This window comes from Kitasatospora sp. NBC_01287, from assembly GCF_026340565.1.
Taxonomy (GTDB): Bacteria; Actinomycetota; Actinomycetes; order Streptomycetales; family Streptomycetaceae; genus Kitasatospora.
The window spans coordinates 685,405-706,109 of sequence record NZ_JAPEPB010000001.1; the positions used below are offsets into that span (position 1 = coordinate 685,405).

The window sequence follows — 20,705 nt, forward strand, 5'->3', positions numbered from 1 at the left end:
GAGGCTGACCGACGGCCGTCCCCGGGCTCACCAGATGCCCGAGGCGCACCCGCCTATCCTGCTCGCCATGACCCGCACTCCCCTGCTCGCCATCGCCCTCGCCGAGACCGGCGGCCACGACGACCACAGCGGTCACAGCAGCCACAGCGGTCACAGCGGTCACAGCGACTTCGACGGGCTGCGGCTGCGACCCCTGCCCGAGGAGGTGGCCCGACTCCTCGACCGGTTGGACGCCCCGCCGCGGCTGGTCGCCCACCTGCGGGCCGTGCACGAGGTGGCGGGCCAGCTGGTCGACTGGCTGACGCGCTCCCGCCCCGCCCTGGCCTTCGACGGCTCGGCGGTGCTCTTCGGGGCCGCCACGCACGACATCGGCAAGATCTGGCACCCCGCCGAGCTCTCCGGCCCCGGCAGCTCGCACGAGGAGGCGGGCCGGGAGCTGCTGCTGCGCCACGGGGTGAGCCCGGCGCTGGCCAGGTTCGCCGGGACGCACGCCAGGTGGGACGGCGCCGGCATCGAGGTGGAGGACCTGCTGGTGAGCCTGGCCGACAAGGTGTGGAAGGACAAGCGGGTCCCCGAGCTGGAGGACCTCGTCGTGGCCCACCTCGCCGCGGCGGGCGGCCGCGCGGCGTGGCAGGAGTTCCTGGAGCTCGACGAGGTGCTCAGCGGGATCGGCGAGGGCGCCGGTGCGCGGCTCGCCTACCAGGCGGCGTACCCCGTACACGGCTGATCCGGCGTCAGTGGGCCGGCTGCTCGCGGGCGTAGAGGTGGGCGAGCAGGGGGACCTCGTAGAGTGCGGCGTGGGCGGAGACCTCGCTGAACGAGCAGTTCAGCACGCAGCTCTCGATCAGGTTCTCCAGGATCCGCAGGGTGGCCTGCTCGCCGTGGCCGAGCACGGACATCGCCTCGGTCAGGGTGAACAGCGGTGCGGGCAGCCGGCCGAGCCCGCGCAGGGCGGCGCGGACCGCCTCGGGCAGACCGCTCCACCAGGGGGCCAGCCGGGTGCGGACGGCGAGGTCGCCCGCCGCCAGTTCGTCCAGCAGCGCCGGGCTGCCGTCGAGCCGGGCGGCGTACTCGGCGAGGGAGAGCTGGCGGAGCACGGCCAGTTTGGAGCCGCTGACCCGGACCGCCAGCGGCAGCAGACCGACCGCGGTGACGATCCGCTCCGCGGCCAGGCGGTCGGTGGCGATCCGCGCGGGGCCGGCGATCCGGCCGAGCAACTCGACCGCCTCACCGAGCGGGTAGGGGCCCAGCTCCAGGCGGTGCACCGGGCCCAGGCCCACCAGCCGGGACCGGCTGGTCACCAGGACGGCGCTCGCCCCGGCGTCGGGCAGCAGGCGGCGGATGCTGCCCTCGTCCGGCGCGTCGTCCAGCAGCAGCAGGATCCGGCGGCGGGCGAGCCAGGAGCGCCAGAGCGCCGCCGCCTCCTCCTCGTCCTCCGGCGCCGTCTCCAGCAGGCCGGCGAAGCGGCACAGTTCGGCCAGCACCCGGCCGGGCGGGCGGGCCGAGCCGTCCTCCCGGCTCAGCCGCACGGTGAGCCGCCCGTCGGGGAAGTCCTGCTGGAGGCGGTGCGCGACGTGCACGGCGAGGCTGGTCTTGCCGACCCCCACCGGACCGCTCAGCACGGCCGTCCTGGTCGGTCCGGCCAGGGCCGTGAGCAGCTCGTGGACCTGCGCCTGTCGGCCGGTGAAGTCCGGCAGGTCGGCCGGCAGCACCGTGCCCGGGCCGGCTCCTGGTCGTGGCGGCGCCGGCGCCGTGGTCGCCGTGCTCGGCCGGGACGCGGGGACGGGGTCGGCCAGGCCGCTGAGCATCGAGCGGTGCAGCGCCTCCAGCGCCGGACTGACCTGCAGGCCGAGCTTGCGGGCGAGCAGCTGCCGCAGGTCGTTGTAGACGCCCAGCGCCTCGCTCTGCCGCCCGGAGCGGTAGAGCGCGGTCATCTGGGCGGCGCAGAGCCGCTCGCGCATCGGGTGCTCCGCGAGCACCTCGGCCAGCGCCTCGGCCACCACCGGTGCCCGGCCCAGTTCCAACTCGGCCTCGGCCCAGTCCTCGTGGACGGCCAGCCGACGCGCCCCCCGGCGCGCGGCCTCCGCCCGGACCAGGTCGCAGCCGTGCAGGTCCGCCAGCAGCGGCCCGCTCCAGAGGTCGAGCGCCTCGCGCAGCAGCCGGGCGGCGTGCCCGCCGGCGCCGAGCCGCACGGCCTGCCGGCCCGCCCTGGCGAGCTCCTCGAAGCGCAGCAGGTCGGACTCGGCCGCCCCGACCCGCAGCAGGTACCCCGCGCCCTGATGGACCAGGCGGCTCGGTCTACCGGGTTCCTCCAGGAGCTTGCGCAGCGCGCAGACGTAGGCCTGCAGGTTCTTGCGGGCCGAGCGGGGCGGCTCACCACCCCAGACGGCCTCGGTCAGCAGGGCGGTGGAGACGGTCGTGTTGGGGTGGCAGAGCAGCACCCCGAGGACCAGGCGCTGCTTGACCGGCCCCAGCGGCAGCGGCCGCCCGCCGGCCTCCACCGAGAGCTCGCCCAGCACCCGGAAGCGGACGGTGTCGCGCTCCGCGGCGGGGCCGCTCGACGACACGGTACGGGTGGTCGCCGCCGCATGGTCCAGCATCAGAACTACCTCCTGGTATCAGCACTCAAGTGACCCGCGAGGCCGCCGGGCGAGACTGGGCCCCACCCGGACCAAGGACCGGTCCAAGGGCATCAGGGCCAGGCCGGCCCCCACCCGGCGTCAGCCGGTGCCGGCCGGGGCCGGTCGCACCAGGGCCCGGGCGGCGCGGGCTCGGCCAGCACGGCGAGGGCGAGGCGCCGGTGGACCCGCTCGCGGTGGGCGCGGAGCAGTGCCGTCATCACTGCCCCGCTGATCGCACCGGCGGCGAACGCCGCGGCCAGCCGCAGCAGTTCCGCGTGCCCCGTGGCCGGGCACCGGGCGCACGGGTCGACCGGGGGCACGCTCAGTGTCCCCACCCGGTGTCCAGCGGGGTCGGGTGCGGGGCCGGGTCGGTCGCCGTGGCGGCCGGGGTCACGGCGGCGGCCCGGGCCCGCACGGCGGCGAGCTGGGACGGCTGCGCGGTGGCGGCCTCGGCGGTCACGGCGGTCACGGCGGTCACGGCCGGCAGGACGCCGACCGCGAGACAGGCGGTGGCGACCACGATCAGCTTGCGGGCTGTCGGCATGTTCTCTCCTCGGCTCAATGACTCAGTCAGACGGAATCAACGAGCGGAGCTGCGGGATTCCGGTGATGGCTGAAGCCTGCCGCCACACGGGGGAACGGGCCAAGACCGCGTGACATGCAGCATGCTGCATGCAGTAAGGCACCCGTGGCGCAAATCGCCCATACGGGGAAGATGGCCAAATGTCCGACCGCGAGCACGGCTTGAGTCCGGGTCAGCACGAACTGCCCGGTCTGCCCGGTGCCGCTGAGCGGGCGCCGGGCAGACCGGGCAGGTGGGGCAGGTGGGGCAGCAGGCAGGGCAGGCGGAGCAGGTGCCGGCGAACGGGCGTCAGCGGGCGGCCACCTCGACCAGGTCGGCCGCCACCGCCTCGCTCTTCGCCTGCCGCAGCCGCTCCCCGAGCAGCCGCACGCCCTCGCGCACCGCGTGGTCCCCGTGCGCGGCGGCGATCAGCGCCGCACCGTCGACGGGCCGCTCGGCGGCGCCATCGGCAACATCATCGCCGGTCGGGGCCGGGGCCGGGTCGACGCCCGCCGGCAGCCGCCGGGCCGCGCCCGCCCGCAGGCAGGCCGCGGCGAGGACGTGCTGCTCCCCTCCGGCCGGCGCCACCAGCAGCGGGCGCCCACCGAGCAGCGCGCCGAGCACCGGTGCCGTGGTGGCGTTGGTCAGCACCACGGCGGACCGCTCGACCAGCGGCGCCAGCCACGGCTTGCGCACCACCAGGATGTCGGTCCCGGGGGCCTGCTGAGCCGCGCCCGACCGGCCGAGCTCCACCACGGCCTGGTACGGGCTGTCGCGGAAGGTCTCGTTGAGCCAGGGCCAGAGGCTGTTGCCGCCGAAGCTCCGCCCGAGGTGGACGTAGACCACGGGCTTGCCGACCCGCCCGGTTGCCGCGTCGATCGCGTCCAGCTCGTCCTGCGGCGCCGACGGCTCCCACCAGCACGGCCCGACCTGCCGGACGCCCTCGGGGAGCACGGCGCCCGGCACTTCGAGCGCCGGATCGCCACGCAGCAGCAGGCCTGAGCCGAGCAGCGCCCGCTGCTCCTGCCGGCCGTCGGGGTACGGCGCCAGGCCTGCCTCCTCGCGGGCCCGGCGGTACGGCGCGAGGGTCTCGCCGACCCGCCACCGCCGCTGTCGCCGCTCCTCGGCTCCGACCGCTCCGCCCGCTCCGACCGCGCCGACCGCGCCGCCCGGTGCAGGCTCCTGGTAGGGCCAGAGGTGCGCGGCCAGTCCGAGGACGACCACCGGAATGTCGAGGAACTCGGCGGCCAGTAGCGCCCCGTGGCAGAGCACCGAGGTCACCAGCACCTCGGCGCGGGTCTCGCGGGCCGCGCGGACCACCGCCTCGAACTGCGGCAGCCCGTACATGAACCAGCGCCGCACCCGGAAGGTGCGCGGATCGGCCAGATCCTCGACCGGGCAGGGCACCAGCTCCTCAGGAGTGCCGGCCGCCGGCTCCGGGGTCGGCTGCAGCAGCCGCACGGTGTGGCCGCGGCGGCTCAGCTCCAGGCCGACCGCGATGCTCGGGTAGCGGTAGCCGGGGTCGACCAGCGGGCAGAGCAGGACGTTCACCGGGCCACCGCCGCCTGCTGCCGCGTCGCGCCCGCGACTGCCCCGGCCGCCGCCCCGGCTGTTACTTCGGTCTCTTCCCCGGCTGCTACTTCCGCCGCTTCCCCGCCCGCTTCCCCGCCCGCCGCGTCACCGATCGGGAGCCCGAGCCGCTCGGCCAGGAAGGCCAGGATGTCGGCGAGGAGTTCGGCGGTGGTGGCCACCCCGCGGATGCCGTGACCCACCCCGCGCTCCAGGCGCAGGAGCACCGGGCCGCCACCCGCGCGCGCCGCCGCGTGCTGCAGCGCGGCGCACATCTTGCGCGCGTGCAGCGGGTCGACCCGGGTGTCCCCGTCGGCCGCGCCGAGCAGCACGGCGGGGTAGCGGACGTCCTCGCGCACCTGGTGGTAGGGCGAGTAGCCGAGCAGCCAGCCGAGTTCGACGGGGTCGGCGGCGCTGCCGTACTCCTCGCGCCAGCTCGGGCCCATCCCGGAGAGCTCGTAGCGGACCATGTCGAGCAGCGGGGCGATCGCGACCACCGCCGCGTACTTCGCCGGGCTGCGGGTGAGCGCGGCCCCCATGGTGAGCCCGCCGTTGGAGCTGCCGACCAGACCCAGCCGCCCGGGCGCCGTCCAGCCGCCCGCGAGCAGCCAGTCGGCGGCGGCCGCCAGGTCGTCGAAGGTGTTCGACTTCCGCTCGCGACGCCCGGCACGGTGCCACTGCTCCCCCTCCTCCCCGCCACCGCGCAGGCAGGCGAAGGCGTAGACCCCGCCGGCCCGGGCCCAGGCCAGCGCCTGCGGAGCGAAGCCGGGCACGATCGAGGCGCCGAAGCCGCCGTATCCGGTGATCACGGTCGGGCGGGGGCGGTCGGGGCGGCCGGTCGGCGAGACCAGGAACATCCGTACCTGGGTGCCGTCCTGGGCCGGGAAGCTGACCTGACGGACCATCACATCATGGTCGGGCCCGCGGGTGCCGGCGTCCCAGGGCTCGGTGCGCCCGCTGCGGGCGTCGTAGTGCAGGACGGTCGAGGGGGTGGTGAAGTCGCCGTACCGGAACCAGACTTCGTGGCCGGGGCCGGATCGGGCCTTCAGCGCGCCGACCGTGCCGGGGCCGGGCAGCGCGACCTCGCCCAACTGCTCGCCGGTGGCCAGGTCGTGCACGGTGATCTCGCTGAGCGCGTGCCGGGTCCTGGTCACCAGGGCGAGTGGGCGGGCCAGTTCGGGGCCGTCCAGCACGGTGAAGTCCTCCACCACCGCCTGCGGGTCCTCGGCGATCAGCACCTCCCGGGTGCCCGGGTCCGCCGGGGTGGCGCGCTCGATCCGGCCACGCGGCGCGTCGCGCCTGGTCCGCAGGTAGAGCGCGTCCCGCGGCCCGGTACCGGCCCGCAGGTGGAGTTCGGTCCTGGCCGCCACGCCCTCCTGGACCGGCCGCAGCAGCGGGCGCTCCGGCTCGCTCGCGGTGAGGTCGGCGAGCCAGACGTCGGTGCGCGGCGAGGCGCCGGTGCTGGCGGTGAGGGTGAGCCAGCGGCCGTCGGGGGTGGTGGCGACGGTGTAGTACTGGGTCATCTCCCGGCCCTCGCCGAAGACTAGCCGGTCCTCGGCCGGATCGCTGCCCACCCGGTGCAGGTAGACCCGGCGGTGGTAGCGCTCCTCGCCCGGGATCGTCTCGGGGGCCGGGCGCCGGACGTAGTAGAACGCCCCGCCGCCCGGCAGCCAGGCGATGGCGGAGCGGCGCAGCCGGTCGATCGGCCCGTCGAGCACCGCGCCGGTGGCGGTGTCGAGCACCCGCAGCACCGAGTCCTCGGTGCCGCCGGTCGAGGTCTGGACCGCGACCGACGCCCCCTCCCAGGACGGCGTCCAGTCGTCCAGCACGGTCGCGCCGGACGGGTCCAGGACCAGCGGGTCGAAGACCGTACGGACGGCGCCGTCGCGCTCGGCGCGGGCTTCGAGCACCGGCAGGTCGCGGCCGCGCGCGCGGCGGGTGCGCAGCTGCCAGGGCCCGTGCGCCGCGGGCGGGGAGAGGGCCCCGGTGTCGAGCAGGTCGGCCAGTCGGGCCCGCAGCGCCGGCAGGTCGGGCCAGGCCGCCTGCCGGCCGCGGAAGAGTTCCCGCTGCGCGGTTGACCAGGCGGCGGTGCGCGGGTCGCCCTCGTCCTCCAACCAGCGGTACGGGTCGGCGACCAGGTGGCCGTGCAACTCCTCGACCAGGTCGGCGCGAGCGGCGGCGGGGTACTCCATCGGTGCGGTCATGGTCTGCCCTGTCGTGGGTCGCGATACGGGTGTGCGGTGGCCGCGCCGCCGAACCGGGGGCCCGACTCAGGCCGACCTCAGACCGACCTCAGGCCGGGGCAGGCCGGGCGGGACAGGCCGACCTCAGGCCGACCTCAGGCCGGGCGGGACAGGCCGACCTCAGGCCGGGGCAGGCCGGGGCAGGCCGGGCGGGACAGGCCGACCTCAGGCCGACCTCAGGCCGGGGCAGGCGCGGTCGGCGCCTCGGCGGCCGGGTCGGCGCTCGGCGGCTGCGGGGCGGCGTCGGTTGCGAGCGTGCCGGTGCGGAGCATCGGGACGGCGGCGAAGAGCGTGGACACCGCGACGATCGCGGCCATGACCAGCCAGGTGCGCGAGATCCCGATCCCCTGCAGCGCGAGGCCGGTCAGCATCGGACCGAGCGCGGCCAGCCCGGCGATCAGCAGGTTGGTGGCGGTGCTCACCCGGCCCAGCAGTTCGCGCGGCGACTGGCTCATGACGGCCTGGCCGATCACGATCCCGGACGGCGGGGTCAGCAGGATCAGCACCACCAGCACCGGACCGAGCACCTGTGGCAGCTGGGTCAGCGCGAAGGAGGCCAGGCCGAGCGCCCACACCACACCAATGGTCAGGAAGAGTTGACCCGGCGTCAGCATTTTCAGCACCCGTGGCGCGGCCAGCGAGCCGAGCACCGCGCCGATCCCCGCGCAGGCCATCACCAGGCCGATCGAGGTGCCGCCGGTGCCGCCGCTGCGCAGCGTGACCACCATCGCCACCTCGGCGGCCGAGGCGACCAGGTTGAGCAGGGCGCCGAAGGCCAGCGTCCGCAGCAGCATCGGCTGCCTGAGCAGCCAGCGCAGTCCGGCCGTCACGCTGCGGTCGACCGCGGGGCCGTCGGGGCGTTCGGCGGGACGGGTGGCCATCCGCCAGAGCAGGTAGGCCGAGACCGCGTAGGAGGCGGCGTCGGCGGTGAACGGCAGGATCCGGTCGACGGTGAAGACCCAGCCGCCCAGGAAGGGGCCGATCAGCGAGGCGGTCGCCGAGGAGGCCTGGTTCTTCGCCAGCGCGTCCGGCAGGTGCTGCTCGGGCACCACGTCGCGGATCGCGATGGTGCTCGCCGGGCTGAAGACCGAGGTGGCCACCCCCTCGATCAGCGCGACCACCAGCAGCTGCGGATAGGCCAGCGCGCCGAGTCCGGCGGCCACCGGGATGCTGCCGACCGTCACCAGGCGGACCAGGTCGGCGCCGAGCATCAGCCGGCGGCGGTCCATCCGGTCGGCCAACTGCCCGGCGGGCAACCGGAAGAGCATTCGGGTGATCAGCGAGCAGGAGGCCACCAGGCCGGCCTGCGCCGCGCCGCCGTGCATCGACAGGACCAGCAGCGGGAAGGCGATCAGCGACATCTGGGAGCCCAGCATCGACAGCGCCGTGCCCACCCAGTACCGCCGGAAGTCCCGGTTCACGCGCAGAACTCCGGGATCAGCCAAGGCACACCTCCGAGACGGGCCGGGTCTCAGAGACGGCCGGCGCTGTTCAACTGGTCCAGCAGGACGGAGTCGACCTCGTCCTGGAAGGCGGAGAGGGCCGCCGCCGCGTCCTCGCCGTACTCGTTCTGGTCGCTGCAGGCGATCCAGCGGCCCTCGGTCTCCTCGGCGGGCAGGTAGCCGTCGGCGATGGTGCCGACCTGCCACCCGGGACGGCCCGCGGTCTCCCAGCAACTGGACAGCACGCCATCGGCGTTGACCACGGCGCCGTACCGGCCGTCCTTGAACGAGCAGGCCTGGCAGCCGCGGTTGGCCCGCGGGCGGGCGACCGCGAAGCCCAGCTCCAGGGCCCGGGCGTGCCAGCGGGCGAACTCCTTCGCCAACTCGCCGCCGTAGGCGAGGTCGTTGCCGTAGCCGACACCGATGTCGCCGACCAGCGAGAAGCCGAGGCCGCAGCGGGCCGGGTCCAGGTTGGCGGCCAGGCGCTCGACCAGGTCGTCCATGCCGTGCCGGTTGAGGTGCGAGACGTTGACCCGAAGGTGCCAGCGCAGCGAGGTGGCCGCCATCGCCTTGGCCACGTTGTTGATGATCACGTCGAAGGTGCCGCCGCCGGAGCGCCGCACCCGGATCGCGTCGTGCGCGTCCTTGTCGCCGTCGAAGGTGATCTGCACCGAGCGCAGGCCCGCCGCGTTCAGCTCCTTGGCGATCAGCGGGGTGAGCAGCGTGCCGTTGGAGACCATGCTCGCGTTGAGCTCACCCAAGTCGGCCGCCCGACGGAGCAGTTCCCGGGCGCCGCGCGGGTTGAGCAGCGGCTCGCCGCCGAAGAGCATCAGCGAGAGCTTGCGGAAGTCTCCCGCGGTCATCCGCTGCCGGGTGAAGTCCAGTACCGAGGTGATCATCTCGGAGGTGAGGCGGGCGTGCGCGATGCGCGGCGGGCGGACGCCGCCCTTGGGGTCCTGCGCGGTGTTCTGGAAGCAGTAGCCGCAGCCCAGGTTGCAGTCCGTGCTGGTCAGCACGGTCAGCGAGTAGGAGCTGAACGGCTTGCGCTCGTAGAGCCCGGCCTCTTGCAGGTACTGCTCGGTGGCGGGCAGCAGCGTGCCGTCCGCCGCGACCTGCGCGGGGCGCAGCCGGGCGAAGCCGCCGTCGCCCATGAACCACCAGCCGTTCGCCGCCTTGAGCAGGCGACTGCCGACGGCGGTCGTCGCGGCCGCGGTCGCGGTCGAAGCGTGCGTCGTTTCCACGGGTATCTCCTCAGGGCGGTGAAGGGGGTGGTGGGTCGGGGCCGCGGGGCGCCCGGGGCAACGTGCGGCCGGGCTGCGGGCGGGGCCGGACGAGGGGCGCGGCCTGCCGTGGGTCACGGCAGGCCGCGCGCCGGGTGTCAGGCGTTGCTCTCGCTGTGGCCGATGCACCACGGGGTGTCCTCGCCACTGTGCGCGACGACCTCGGGACCCGCGACGGCGTTCTCCTCGCTGTGCCCGATGCACCACGGGGTGTCCTCACCGCTGTGCGCGACGACCTCGGGACCCGCGACGGCGTTGCCCTCGCTGTGCCCGATGCACCACGGGGTGTCCTCGCCACTGTGCGCGACGACCTCGGGACCGGCGACCGCGTTCTCCTCGCTGTGCCCGATGCACCACGGGGTGTCCTCACCGCTGTGCGCGACAACCTCGGGGGTGGGCTCGGTGTTCTCAGCCATGGCGTTCTCCCATCACGTCTGACATCTGCAGGGGGCTCGGCGGGAGGGTCTCCCGTGCCGACAGAGAGGAACCTAGGGACCCTCGGCCCGGGAACGGTTCGGCTCCGGTACAGAGACCGGGTATGCCCAGCTCAGCGGCCCTGTCCCGGCCGCCGCGCCACCCCGTGGCACCGGCCGCCGCACCGCCCGCACCCCACGCCGGCTCGGCTGACCAGCGGATATACCGCTCTCGGGGCGTCCCTGAACCCCTGGCCAACCCGCGCCGAGAAGAGTGCTGCCAGGCGTCCGCACACACCATCAGGGGCGCCACCGGCACCCGGTGGGACACGGTGGGACTGGGACACGGTGGGACAGAGAGGGGCGAGTCGATGGAGTTGGCCGAGTTGGTCGGTCTGCGGCCGGTGCCCTGCGCGGGCCTGCTGGTGATGCTCACCCAGCGCTGCCCGCTCGCCTGCGCGCACTGCTCGACCGCCTCCACGATGCGTGGAACCGACCAGGACTCCGCCCAACTGCTGCGCTTCGTCCGCTCCTTCACTCCGACCGACCGGCCCGAGCTGATGCTCCTCACCGGCGGCGAGCCGCTGCTGCGGCCCGACCTGGTGCAGGAACTGGCCGAGGCCGGGCGGGCGGCCGGCACCCGCACCGCACTGCTCAGCGGGATGTTCTTCGCCCGCGAGAGCCGGATCCCCGAGCGGGTGCTGCGGGCGATCACCGCCACCGACCACTTCTCCGCCAGCATCGACGCCTTCCACGAGCGCGAGGTCGCCCGCGCCGACGTGCTGCGCGCGCTGCGGAGCGTGCTGGACGCGGGCATCCCGGTCAGCCTGCACATCACCGGCACCGGGCCCGCGGATCCGTACCTGGCCGAGCTGACCGCCGAGGTCCGCCGCACCTTCGGCGACGGCGTGCCGATGTTGGTCAACGAGGTGCGCGCGGTGGGCCGGGCCGCCGCTTGGGCAGGCGCGGGCGGGGTCAGTGGGGTCAATGGGGTCAATGGGGTCAATGGGCCCGGCGGGGTCAGTGGGCCCGGCGGGGTCGGCGGGATGGGGGGCGTCGCCGAGGGAGAAGGCGTCGCCGAGCCGGGCGCGAGCGGTGCGGCGGGACGGCCGGTGCCCTGCGCGATGGCCGCCTGGCCGGTGATCGCGGCCGACGGAACGGTCCTGGCCTGCTGCAACCAGGAGACGGTGGACCGCCGCCCCGCCCCCGCCCACCTGCGGCTCGGCCACCTCGCGGTGGACGACTGGGCGACGGTGCGGCAGCGCGCGCTGCGCGGTCCGGTGCTGCGGATGCTGCGCTCGGTCGGCCCGGCCCACCTGTACACGCGCTACGGCGGGGCCGACGGCTCCGACGGGCGCCGAGCCGGCTACTGCGACGGCTGCCGCGCGCTCGGCGAGCACCCCGAGGTGCTGGCCGGTGCCGCCCGGGCCGGGTCGGGGCCGGTGGGCGAACTGCTCGACCTGCAGGCCGCGCACGCCCAGACGGCGGCGGGCCCGGCCGCGCTGGTGCGCCGGTTCGGCTGCGCGCCGTACGCCGACCTGGTGGAGCTGACTCCTGATCGGACACCGGCTCGGACGCCCGACCGGACGCCGGACCGGACGCCCGACCGGCAGGCGGCGGTACCGGCGCGGGCCGGGAGCCGTCGATGAACAGGGAGGCGTCGACGAACCGGGAGCCATCGATGAACGGGAAGCCGTCCATGAACCGGGCGACCCCGCGCAGCACCGCCCTGCGCCTCAAACTGGACCTGGCCGCCACCCCGTTGCGGGCCGCCATGACCGAACTCTGGCGCCCCGCCGGTCTGGCCGCACGCTACGGCCACTACCTGCGCGCCATGCACGAGGTGCTGCGGGCCTCCGTACCGCTGATGGAGCTGGCGGCCCGGCGCTGCGCCGAACTCGGCCCGCGGGACCCGGTGGCCGGCCCGCTGGGCGCCTACCTGACCGAGCACATCGACGAGGAGCGCGGCCACGACGACTGGCTGCTGGCCGATCTCGCGGCCGCCGGCCTCGACCCCGCGCCGCTGCTGCGGGAGCAGCCGCCGGTGCTGGTGGCCCGGCTGGTCGGCCCGCAGTACTACTGGATCGAGCACTTCCACCCGGTCGCCCTGCTCGGCTACATCACCGTGCTGGAGGGCCACGCCCCGGCGCCCTGGCTGGCCGAACAGCTCGCCGCCGACACCGGATTGCCGCAGGCGGCGTTCCAGACCGTCAGCCACCACGCGGCCCTGGACACCGGCCACTGCGTCGATCTGGAGCGGATCCTCGACCTGCTCCCGCTGGATCCGGCCCAGGAGGCGGCCGTCGCGGTCAGCGCGCTGCACACGGTGGACGCCGCGACCGAGCTCTTCACCCGGCTGGCCCGCCAGGGCCGGCCCCGGACACCTCGGACGCCCTGACCGCACGCGCACACACGCACACACGCACACACCCGCACCGCCGACCCACCCCTGTCCCGACCCACCCCGCCCCGCCACCTGCCAGGAGGAACCTGATGTCCACCCCCGACCCGCGGATCATCGAGGTGCTGGCCACTGCCGGCTTCCCCGTCGAGTCCTTCACCGACGAGCAGTTGGGGGTCTTCGGCGCCCTCACTGAGGAGGAGCTGGCGCTGCTGGTCGATCTCAAGGCCAAGCTCGACGAGGTCGAGCCCGAGGTCCAGGCCCACGCCAACGTCGCCGGCGGCGCTCTGTTCTGAGTAGTCGTCACCCACTGACCACCCTTTGAGAGCCGGGGTGCCAACCGCACCCGAGCCAGCGCCGACAGGAGGCCCGCGGCCGTGAACTGCCCTTCGTGTGCCGGGATCCTGCCGGTGTCCGCGCGCTTCTGCCCGTCCTGCGGGACCCCGTGCGCGGTGACTCCCCCGCCCGCCGTGTCCGCCGTGTCCGCCACGCCCGCCATGGGCTCCACGGGCTCCATGGGCTCCATCGCGGCCCCGACGCGGGCGGAGGAGCGGAAGGTGGTGACCGTGGTCTTCTGCGACCTGGTCGGCTCCACCGCGCTCTCCGGCCGGCTCGACCCGGAGGCGCTGCGCTCGGTCACCCTGCGCTACTTCGAATTGATGAGCAGTCAGCTCCTCGCCCACGGTGGCACGGTGGAGAAGTTCATCGGCGACGCGGTGATGGCGGTCTTCGGCATCCCCGCCATGCACGAGGACGACGCCCGCCGCGCGCTGGCCGCCACGCTGGACATGCTCGCCGCGCTGGAAGAGCTGAACGCCGGACTGATCAGCTCGCTCGGCGTCCGGCTGGACGTCCGGATCGGGGTGAACACCGGTGAGGCGGTGGCCAACACCGAGGCCGGCGCCCGCCAGGCGCTGGTCTCGGGCGAAGTGGTCAACGTGGCGGCCCGGCTGGAGCAGCACGCGGCGGCCGGCCAGATCCTGATCGGCCCGCAGACGCTGCGGTCGGCGGGCGCCTGCGCGGTGGTCGACGAGGTCGGGCTGCTCGAACTCAAGGGCAAGGCCGAGCGGGTGCGCGCCTACCGGCTGCTCGGCCTGCGCGGCGACGAGCCCGAGCTGATGCGCCGCTTCGACACCCCGTTCGTCGGCCGCGAACGCGAACTCGCCGAACTGGACGACAGCTTCGCCCGGGCCCGCACCGGACCGGGGGCGCAACTGGTCACCGTCTACGCCGAGGCGGGGATGGGCAAGACCCGGCTGGTGCGGGAGTGGCTGGCCGGGCTGGGGTCGGGCGCGGCGCTGATCGGCAGCGGCCGTTGCCGTCCGTACGGCGAGCGGGGCAGCCTGGCGCCGCTGGCCGACGCCTTGCGGCAGCTGCTGGCGGACCCGCGCCGGGAGCCCCACCCTCGCGAGGGCACCCACCCGGACTCCTGCTCGGACTCCTGCTCGGACTCACACCCGGACTCCCGCTCGGACTCACATCAGGTCTCGCACTCGGACTCACATCCGGCCTCCCACCCGGGCCTGGCACGGCTGTTCGGGACGGACGGGTCGGCCGCGTCCCTCGCGCTGCTGCGCACCGGACTGCTGCTGGACGGCACCCCCACCCCCTCGGTCGAGGACACCGGCGCGGCACTGGCCGACGTGCTCAGCGCGCTGGCCCGCCGACAGCCGCTGGTGCTGGTGCTGGACGACGTCCACTGGGCGGGCCGGCTGCTGCGCGAGGCGCTGGAGCGGCTGGTCGCGGACCTGGCCGGGGCGCCGGTGCTGGTGCTCTGCGTGGCGCGGCTGGAACTCCTGGAGAACAGCCCGGACTGGGGCACCGGCCAGGAGCACGCCAAGACCCTGGTGCTGGACGCGCTCACGCCGCGGGAGTCGCTGCGGCTGGCCGCCGGTCTGGTCGAGGTGGCGGGGCACGGCGACACCGTGGCCGGCCAGTTGCTGGACCGGGCCGAGGGCAACCCGCTGCACCTTGAGCACCTGCTCGCCATGGTGGCGGAGCAGCGCGACCCCACCGAACTGCCGCCCACTGTGCAGGCGTTGCTCGGCGCCCGGATCGACGCGCTGGTCGGGCCGGAGCGGACGGCCCTGTCGCTGGCCTCGGTGGTCGGCCGGGAGTTCGGCACCGACGAGCTGACCGACCTGGCCCGCTCCGGCCCCGAGGGCGCCCAGGGCGGCGAACTCGCTCCGGACACCTGCGGGTTGGACACCGTGCGACCCGCACTGCGCGGGCTCGGCGGGCGCCGGCTGATCGAGCCGGCCCGGCGGCCGGTGGACGGTGAGGCGCTCTACCGCTTCAGCAGCGGGCTGGTGCAGGAGGTCTCGTACCAGAGCATGGCCAAGCGGATCCGGGCCGAGCGGCACGAGCGGGTCGCCGACCTGCTGATCGGGCGGGGCGCGCCGGACAGCGTGATCGGCGGTCACCTGGCCAAGGCCCACCGCTACCGCGGCGAGCTGGGCCTGCTCGACCAGCACACCGGCGCGCTGCGCCTGCGGGCCGGCGAGCACCTGACCCGCGGCGGCGAACACGCCCTCTCCCGCGCCGACCTGGCCTGGGCCGAGGAGCTGCTCGGCCAGGCCGTCGGCCTCTGCCACCCGGGCGAGCGGCCCTGGCTGACGGCGGCCTGGCGGCTGGCCGAGGTCCAACTCGCCACCGGCCGCACGGAGCAGGGCCGCGCGCTGCTGGAACAGGTGCTGGCCGTCGCCGAACAGCCTGACGCGGCGCGGGCCACGGTTACGGCTGAGGCCACGGCCACGGCCACGGCTGAGGCCACGGCCACGGCCACGGCCACGGCTGAGGCGACCCCCGAAGCCACCACCACCGCCACCACCGTCGCCACCGTCGCCACCGTCGCCACCGCCACCGTCGCCGCCCACGTGCGGCTCGCGCTCGCCGTGCTCGACCCCGGCGGCGACCTGCGCCAGGTCGCCACGACGGCGCGCGCCGAACTGCCGCACTTCGATGCCACCGGCGACTCGCTCGGGATCGCCCGCTGCTGCCTACGGATCGCCCAGGAGCAGCAGTTGCTCGGACGGCACGGCACCGCGCAGCGACTGCTCGACCGGGCGCTGGAGCACGCCGTGCTGGCCGACGCGGAGCCGGAGCGGGCTGCCGCGCTGGGCGCGGTCGGGGTGTCGCTGTGGGTGGGTCCGACCCCGGTGCCCGAGGCGGTGGAGCGCTGCCGCGCCCTGCTGGCCGAGCACGGCCGGAACCGGCGCGCCGTGCAGGTCACCCTGAACTGCCCGCTGGCCGTGCTCTACGCGCTCGGTGAGCGCCTGCCGGAGGCGCGCGCCTGCCTGGCGGCGGCCCGGCGCACGGCGGATGAGCTCGGCTACGCGGAGGCGGCCGTCTTCCTGCCGGTTTTCGGCGCCGCCGTCGAGCAGTTGGCCGACCGTCCCGGACGCGCCGTCGCACTGCTGCGCCGCGCCGACCGGGCCTGCCGCGAGCTGGGCGCCACCGTGCTGCTCGGCACCATCGCCCGCGACCTGGCCCGCGCGCTGCTGGCCGCCGGCCGGACCGAGGAGTGCGCGGCGCTGCCGAACTCGCCGGCCGGCACGGCGGACCGGCTGCCCTGCTCCGACGCCGCCGACCTGTACGGCACGCTCGCCCGGCTCCGGGCTTCGTGCGGCCCGGCCACGGCAGCCGAGGAGGCAGCGGCGGCCACCGCGCTCGCCGAACGGGCGCTCGCCGAGGCGGCGTCGACCGACTCCCCGGTGGTGCGGGCGACGGCCGCGCTGGACCAGGCCCACACCGAACTCCTGCTGGGCCGCCCCGGTCCGGCCACACGGGCCGCCGCCCGGGCCGGCCACCTGTTCGCCGCCAAGGGCCACCTGGTCGGCGTCCGCTGGGCCGAAGCGCTCGCGGCGCGGGCCGCACGGGCCGCTCCGGCTGCCACCGACCCGACACTCACCACCCCGCCGAACCCCGATCAGGAGGGCCTCACCCGATGAGCGCCACCGCCGCACCCGGGCTCACCTGGAGCCTGCGCGGACGCAGTCCGGACGAGATCCCGATCGCCGCCACCGGCCCCGACCTCACCCCGCAGTGGGCCTGGGGCGGCTCCACCGGACGCGGCGTGCGAGTCTGCGTGGTGGACAGCGGGGTCGAGCGCGACCATCCGCTGATCGGCCAGGTCGACGGCTCGTACGTGGTGCTCAAGGACGCCGACGGCACCATCACCGTCGAGCCGACCGAGACCGGCGACACCTGCGGCCACGGCACCGCGTGCGCCGGGATCATCCGGCGGACCGCGCCGGACTGCGAGCTCTACAGCGTGCGGGTGCTCGGCGAACGCTTCTCCGGCACCGGCGACGTGCTGCTCGCCGGGCTGCGCTGGGCGGTCGAGCAGCGGTTCGACGTGATCAACCTCAGCCTGTCGACCACCCGGCCGCAGTTCACCGACGCCCTGCGGGCGATCGCCGACGAGGCCGCCTTCACCCGCTCCGTGATCGTCGCCTCCGCGCACAACACGCCGGTGGAGAGCTACCCCTGGCGGTTCTCCTCGGTGATCTCGGTGGGCAGCCACCAGGAGGAGGACCCCGAGCTCTACCTGTACAACCCGAGTCCGCCGGTGGAGTTCTTCGCCCAGGGCCAGAACGTGACCGTCCCCTGGCTGGGCGGCGCAACCATCCGCACCACCGGCAACAGCTTCGCCACGCCGTACATCACCGGGCTGTGCGCCCGGGTGCTCGCCAAGCACCCCTCGCTCACCACGTTCCGGCTGAAGAGCGTCCTGTACCTGGCCGCCGCCAACGTCCACGTCAGCAACAGAGGTGAGGAATGACCGAGAACAGCACCGTCCCCCAGGTCGACCCGGCGGCCCTGGAGCTGCTGCGGTCGGTGGTGGACACCGCCCGCGCCATCTTCGGCGCCCAGGCGAGTTCGATCTTCCTGCTGGACACCGAGGCCGACGAGCTGATCTTCCAGGCCGTCTCCGGCAAGGGCGAGGAGTCGCTGGTCGGCAGGCGCTTCCCGGCCGGGCGGGGCATCGCCGGCTGGGTGGCCAGCTCCGGCGAGCCGATGGTGGTGGACGACCTCAGCACGAACGGGAGCTTCGCGCGGGACCTGGCGGAGTCCACCGAGTACGTGCCGAACTCGCTGATGGCGGCGCCGCTGCTGCACGCCTCCGGGGTGCTCGGCGTGCTGGAGGTGCTCGATCCGGCGCCGCAGGCCCGCTCGGACCTGGGCGAGTTGGAGCTGCTGGCGCTCTTCGCCCGGCAGGCGGCCACCGCGCTGCGGGTGGTGCTCGACCGGCGTTCGGGCCGGGCCGCCGCACCGACCGCCGCCGAAGCGGCCCTCCAGGACCTCGACCCGGCCGGACGCACGGCTGCCCTGCGGGCGCTGGACGCGGCGCGCGACCTGCTGCTGGCCACCGGCGACCGCTGACCACGCCCACCCGGTGACCGGCCGAACCGGCAACACCAGCCACACCAGCCGCACCGACCGCCGCCGAGGCGCCAAGGACCGAAGGGACCCTCGATGAACGAGCTGACCACCCAGCCCGCGCCCACCGCACCGCGCTTGCCGACCGCGCCGGACGGCCGGCCGGCCTCCCCGCTGGGCGGCGACTTCGTGGCGCACCCCGCCCGCGTGCTGGCCGGGTTCCGGGAGTCGTCCTGCCCGGTGACCGAGGTCCTCTCACCGGCGGGCCGGCCGCGCTGGCTGGTCACCCGGGAGGCGGACGTCCGGGCGGCGTTCCTGGACCCCCGGCTCTCGCTGCGCGCCACTCCCGCGCCGAAGGGCCGCCCGCACCGGGCCCTGGACATGTCGCTGGTGAGCTACGACCCGCCGGACCACACCCGGATCCGCCGCCTGGCCGCCCCCGCCCTCGCACCGGCGCGGATCGAGCCCTACCGGGAGCGGATCGCCGCCGTGGCAGCCGAGTTGCTCGACGCGCTCGACGCGCAGCGTCAGCCGGGCCAGCAGGGCCAGCCGGGCCAGCAGGGCACCGTGGAGCTGATGGCCGACTTCGCCGAGCCCTTCGCCTTCCGGGTGCTCAGCGAGGTGTTGGCCATCCCACCCGCCGACCGGCCCGCGCTGCACTCGGCGGTCCGGGTGCTGGTCGACCGGCGAAGCTACGACGCGGCCGCGCTGGAGGCCGCGGTGGGCTTCCTCGACGCCTTGGTGCGCACCGAGATCGCCGCCCGGCTCGACGGCGGCGGCACCGATGTGTTCTCCACCGTCGTCCGGGCCTGGCAGGCCGCGGACGGCACGGTGACCGAGGCCGAACTCGTCGACCTGCTGGCCATGCTGCTGCTGGCCGGCCTGGACAGCACCGTGCAGATGCTCGGCATGTGCCTGCTCGGCCTGCTCGGCGAGGCGGGCGAACCCGGCGCCGCCGACCGGCTGCGGGCCGAGCCGGAGCTGATGCCGCGCGCGGTGGACGAGTTGCTGCGCTGGGACACCCCGGGGCCGTTCAGCACCACCCGGATCGCCCTGGAGGAGATCCGGATCGGCGACAGCGTCATCCCGGCCGGGAGCCGGGTGCTGCTCGCGGTCGCCGCGGCCAACCGCGATCCGCGCTGCCACCAGGATCCGGACCGGCTGGACCTGGACCGGCCGCAGGCCGCCAGGCACCTCTCGTTCGGCCTCGGACCGCACTACTGCCTGGGCGCCACGCTGGCCAAGCTGGAGCTCACCGAGGCCTTGACCGCGCTGCTCGCCCGCTGGCCGAAGCTGTGCCTGGCCCGACCGGCCGCCGAACTGCGCTGGAGCGGCGGCCCCCAGCACCGCCGGCTCGACGCCCTGCCACTGCTGCCGGGCGGCCGCCCACCAGCCGCGGACGACGCGGACGCCCCGGACGCCCCGGACGCCCCGGACGACATGGACGCCCCGACCGACGCGGACGGACGGCCCGTCAGGCGCTGATCCGGGCCCTGGCCAGATAGCCCGCCTGGAAGCGGCTGGATGCGCCGAGCGTCTCCATGCTCTCCGCGATGTGCTTGCGGCAGGTGCGCAGCGACATGCCCAGGCGGCGCGCGATCATCTCGTCCTTCATCCCCTCCGCCAGCAGCCGGATGATGGCCTGCTTGATCTCGTCCATCGCGGAGTCCCCGCGCGGGCCGGGGGCGTACGGGTCGCCGAGCGTCCAGGAGTGGTCGAACACCGAGCAGAGGTACGCCACCGTGGACGGGTCTCGGATCAGCACGGCGCCGTCGTACTCGTCGCTGTGCGGGATGATCACACTCGACCGGTCGAAGGCGATCATGCGGCCGAAGAGCGCGGTGAGGGTGCGCACTTCGGCACCGGCCTCGGTGATCCGCCGGACGTACTCCTGGGTGGGCTGGTGGCGGCGCGAGGTGTGCTGGTAGAGCGTCCGCATCCGCACGCCGCGCCGGATCATGGCCAGGTCGCGGTCGAACGCCTGGCTCAGCAGGTGCGGGGCGCGCGGGCCGCCGGGCTGGCAGGTGAGCACCTCGGAGCGACAGCTCTCGGTGAGTTTGTCGATCACGTCGATGACGGTGTCCAGCTCGCGGATCTCGTCCAGCGGCGCCCTGCCGCGCTGTCCGCCGCCGGTGTCGTAGAGCGGTGCGAGCAGGGCGATCTCGGCCCGCACGCGCTCGGCCTCGGCCAGCCTGCAGCGCAGTTCGGCCTCGGTCGGGGCCAGCAGGCTGGCCGCGGCGCGGTCCGGTGGCACGGCGGTCAGCCGCAGCTCACCCGACGCCCCGGTGGGCATGGAGCGCAGCAGGTGCAGCCGGCGCAGCACCGAGACCGCCTGCTCCAGGCGCTGGGCGGAGATCCCGAGATCGGCGGCGGCCTCCTGCCGGACGAGGTGACCGCGCTGCGCCACCCACTGGAAGACCCGGGTCTCGCTCTCTCCCAGGACGGGAAAATCACCGGGCGCGCCGGCTGCGGACAACTCGCCCACGAGTACCTCCCCCAACCTGCTGACCGATCGACAGACCTGTCCGACCGCGGTCGAGTCGAACTTGACCGGTGTTGATCATATGCAACACCATCTTAGGTCCTCCTCGCCAGCTGCACAGGAGCCTCGACACCACCGCGAACAGCGATGACACCACCGCTGACCACTCACGGCCCTGTCGTCCCAGCACCACCACCAGCCACCGGCAAGCCTCCGCGCGGTCCGCCTCAGGCCACCTCAGGCCGCCTCAGGCCACCTCAGGCCGCTCCAAGCCACAGCGACGGCCGCAGCGACGCCGAGGCCGCGGCCG

General features: G+C 75.0%; 17 protein-coding genes. 8 read left to right on the plus strand and 9 right to left on the minus strand.

From position 1 onward, the window contains the following. The first annotated feature begins 67 nt into the window (after nt 1–67). Nucleotides 68–727, plus strand: a complete 660-nt coding sequence (locus tag OG455_RS02600; RefSeq protein WP_266289710.1) for an HD domain-containing protein — start codon at nt 68–70, stop codon at nt 725–727. Nucleotides 728–734: 7 nt separating this feature from the next. Here the strand turns inward: OG455_RS02600 and OG455_RS02605 are convergent, their stop codons facing one another. The 8 genes from OG455_RS02605 to OG455_RS02640 form a co-directional block, all read right to left on the minus strand. Continuing rightward, nucleotides 735–2,600 carry a BTAD domain-containing putative transcriptional regulator gene (locus OG455_RS02605; protein ID WP_266289712.1) on the minus strand — a complete coding sequence of 622 codons (1,866 nt, stop codon included), beginning with the start codon at nt 2,598–2,600 and terminating at the stop codon, nt 735–737. A gap of 92 nt (nt 2,601–2,692) precedes the next feature. Further along, nucleotides 2,693–2,941: a hypothetical protein gene (locus OG455_RS02610; RefSeq protein WP_266289713.1), complete on the minus strand. Its 249-nt coding sequence runs from the start codon at nt 2,939–2,941 to the stop codon at nt 2,693–2,695. Nucleotides 2,942–2,943: 2 nt separating this feature from the next. Next, nucleotides 2,944–3,165, minus strand: coding sequence for a hypothetical protein (locus tag OG455_RS02615; protein WP_266289715.1), 222 nt, complete (start codon nt 3,163–3,165; stop codon nt 2,944–2,946). 327 nt (nt 3,166–3,492) lie between these two features. Beyond that, nucleotides 3,493–4,734 carry a glycosyltransferase gene (locus OG455_RS02620; RefSeq protein ID WP_266289717.1) on the minus strand — a complete coding sequence of 414 codons (1,242 nt, stop codon included), beginning with the start codon at nt 4,732–4,734 and terminating at the stop codon, nt 3,493–3,495. After that, nucleotides 4,731–6,956, minus strand: coding sequence for a prolyl oligopeptidase family protein (locus tag OG455_RS02625; RefSeq protein WP_266289719.1), 2,226 nt, complete (start codon nt 6,954–6,956; stop codon nt 4,731–4,733). The genes OG455_RS02620 and OG455_RS02625 overlap by 4 nt, the downstream gene beginning before the upstream one ends. 215 nt (nt 6,957–7,171) lie before the next feature. Further along, nucleotides 7,172–8,416 carry an MFS transporter gene (locus tag OG455_RS02630; protein WP_266289721.1) on the minus strand — a complete coding sequence of 415 codons (1,245 nt, stop codon included), beginning with the start codon at nt 8,414–8,416 and terminating at the stop codon, nt 7,172–7,174. Nucleotides 8,417–8,466: 50 nt separating this feature from the next. Next, entirely contained in the window at nt 8,467–9,678 is a 1,212-nt protein-coding gene (locus OG455_RS02635) for a radical SAM protein (protein WP_266289723.1), read from the minus strand. Between the two features lie 137 nt (nt 9,679–9,815). Further along, nucleotides 9,816–10,133 carry a hypothetical protein gene (locus tag OG455_RS02640; protein ID WP_266289725.1) on the minus strand — a complete coding sequence of 106 codons (318 nt, stop codon included), beginning with the start codon at nt 10,131–10,133 and terminating at the stop codon, nt 9,816–9,818. Nucleotides 10,134–10,501: 368 nt separating this feature from the next. On the opposite strand from OG455_RS02640, the gene OG455_RS02645 reads away from it, so the two are divergent. The 7 genes from OG455_RS02645 (at nt 10,502) to OG455_RS02675 (ending at nt 19,398) form a co-directional block, all read left to right on the plus strand. Beyond that, nucleotides 10,502–11,779, plus strand: coding sequence for a radical SAM protein (locus OG455_RS02645; protein ID WP_266289727.1), 1,278 nt, complete (start codon nt 10,502–10,504; stop codon nt 11,777–11,779). 125 nt (nt 11,780–11,904) lie between these two features. After that, entirely contained in the window at nt 11,905–12,528 is a 624-nt protein-coding gene (locus OG455_RS02650) for an iron-containing redox enzyme family protein (RefSeq protein WP_266300633.1), read from the plus strand. 95 nt (nt 12,529–12,623) lie between these two features. After that, the gene (locus OG455_RS02655; protein WP_266289729.1) at nt 12,624–12,827 is read left to right on the plus strand and encodes an aroma-sacti cluster domain-containing protein; all 204 of its coding nucleotides are present in this window, start codon (nt 12,624–12,626) and stop codon (nt 12,825–12,827) included. A 183-nt stretch (nt 12,828–13,010) separates the two neighbouring features. Further along, on the plus strand, nt 13,011–16,481 hold the full coding sequence (locus tag OG455_RS02660; protein WP_266289731.1) for an adenylate/guanylate cyclase domain-containing protein: 3,471 nt from the start codon (nt 13,011–13,013) through the stop codon (nt 16,479–16,481). Then, the gene (locus OG455_RS02665) at nt 16,478–17,314 is read left to right on the plus strand and encodes a S8 family serine peptidase (RefSeq protein ID WP_266289733.1); all 837 of its coding nucleotides are present in this window, start codon (nt 16,478–16,480) and stop codon (nt 17,312–17,314) included. The genes OG455_RS02660 and OG455_RS02665 overlap by 4 nt, the downstream gene beginning before the upstream one ends. Next, nucleotides 17,311–17,916, plus strand: a complete 606-nt coding sequence (locus tag OG455_RS02670; protein WP_266289735.1) for a GAF domain-containing protein — start codon at nt 17,311–17,313, stop codon at nt 17,914–17,916. Before OG455_RS02665 ends, OG455_RS02670 begins: the two co-directional genes overlap by 4 nt. A 93-nt stretch (nt 17,917–18,009) precedes the next feature. Then, a complete protein-coding gene (locus tag OG455_RS02675) occupies nt 18,010–19,398 on the plus strand; it encodes a cytochrome P450 (RefSeq protein WP_266289737.1) in 1,389 nt (462 codons plus the stop codon). On the opposite strand, the gene OG455_RS02680 is transcribed toward OG455_RS02675, so the two are convergent. Continuing rightward, nucleotides 19,388–20,398: a LuxR C-terminal-related transcriptional regulator gene (locus OG455_RS02680; RefSeq protein ID WP_266289739.1), complete on the minus strand. Its 1,011-nt coding sequence runs from the start codon at nt 20,396–20,398 to the stop codon at nt 19,388–19,390. The two genes, OG455_RS02675 and OG455_RS02680, sit on opposite strands and share 11 nt — an antisense overlap. Between the last annotated feature and the right edge of the window lie 307 nt (nt 20,399–20,705).

Coding starts and splice junctions, on each gene's coding strand:
- OG455_RS02645 (WP_266289727.1), top strand. CDS start 10,502: ATGGAGTTGGCCGAGTTGGTCGGTCTGCGGCCGGTGCCCTGCGCGGGC.
- OG455_RS02625 (WP_266289719.1), bottom strand. CDS start 6,956: ATGACCGCACCGATGGAGTACCCCGCCGCCGCTCGCGCCGACCTGGTC.
- OG455_RS02640 (WP_266289725.1), bottom strand. CDS start 10,133: ATGGCTGAGAACACCGAGCCCACCCCCGAGGTTGTCGCGCACAGCGGT.
- OG455_RS02670 (WP_266289735.1), top strand. CDS start 17,311: ATGACCGAGAACAGCACCGTCCCCCAGGTCGACCCGGCGGCCCTGGAG.
- OG455_RS02605 (WP_266289712.1), bottom strand. CDS start 2,600: ATGCTGGACCATGCGGCGGCGACCACCCGTACCGTGTCGTCGAGCGGC.
- OG455_RS02665 (WP_266289733.1), top strand. CDS start 16,478: ATGAGCGCCACCGCCGCACCCGGGCTCACCTGGAGCCTGCGCGGACGC.
- OG455_RS02615 (WP_266289715.1), bottom strand. CDS start 3,165: ATGCCGACAGCCCGCAAGCTGATCGTGGTCGCCACCGCCTGTCTCGCG.
- OG455_RS02650 (WP_266300633.1), top strand. CDS start 11,905: ATGACCGAACTCTGGCGCCCCGCCGGTCTGGCCGCACGCTACGGCCAC.
- OG455_RS02675 (WP_266289737.1), top strand. CDS start 18,010: ATGAACGAGCTGACCACCCAGCCCGCGCCCACCGCACCGCGCTTGCCG.
- OG455_RS02655 (WP_266289729.1), top strand. CDS start 12,624: ATGTCCACCCCCGACCCGCGGATCATCGAGGTGCTGGCCACTGCCGGC.
- OG455_RS02600 (WP_266289710.1), top strand. CDS start 68: ATGACCCGCACTCCCCTGCTCGCCATCGCCCTCGCCGAGACCGGCGGC.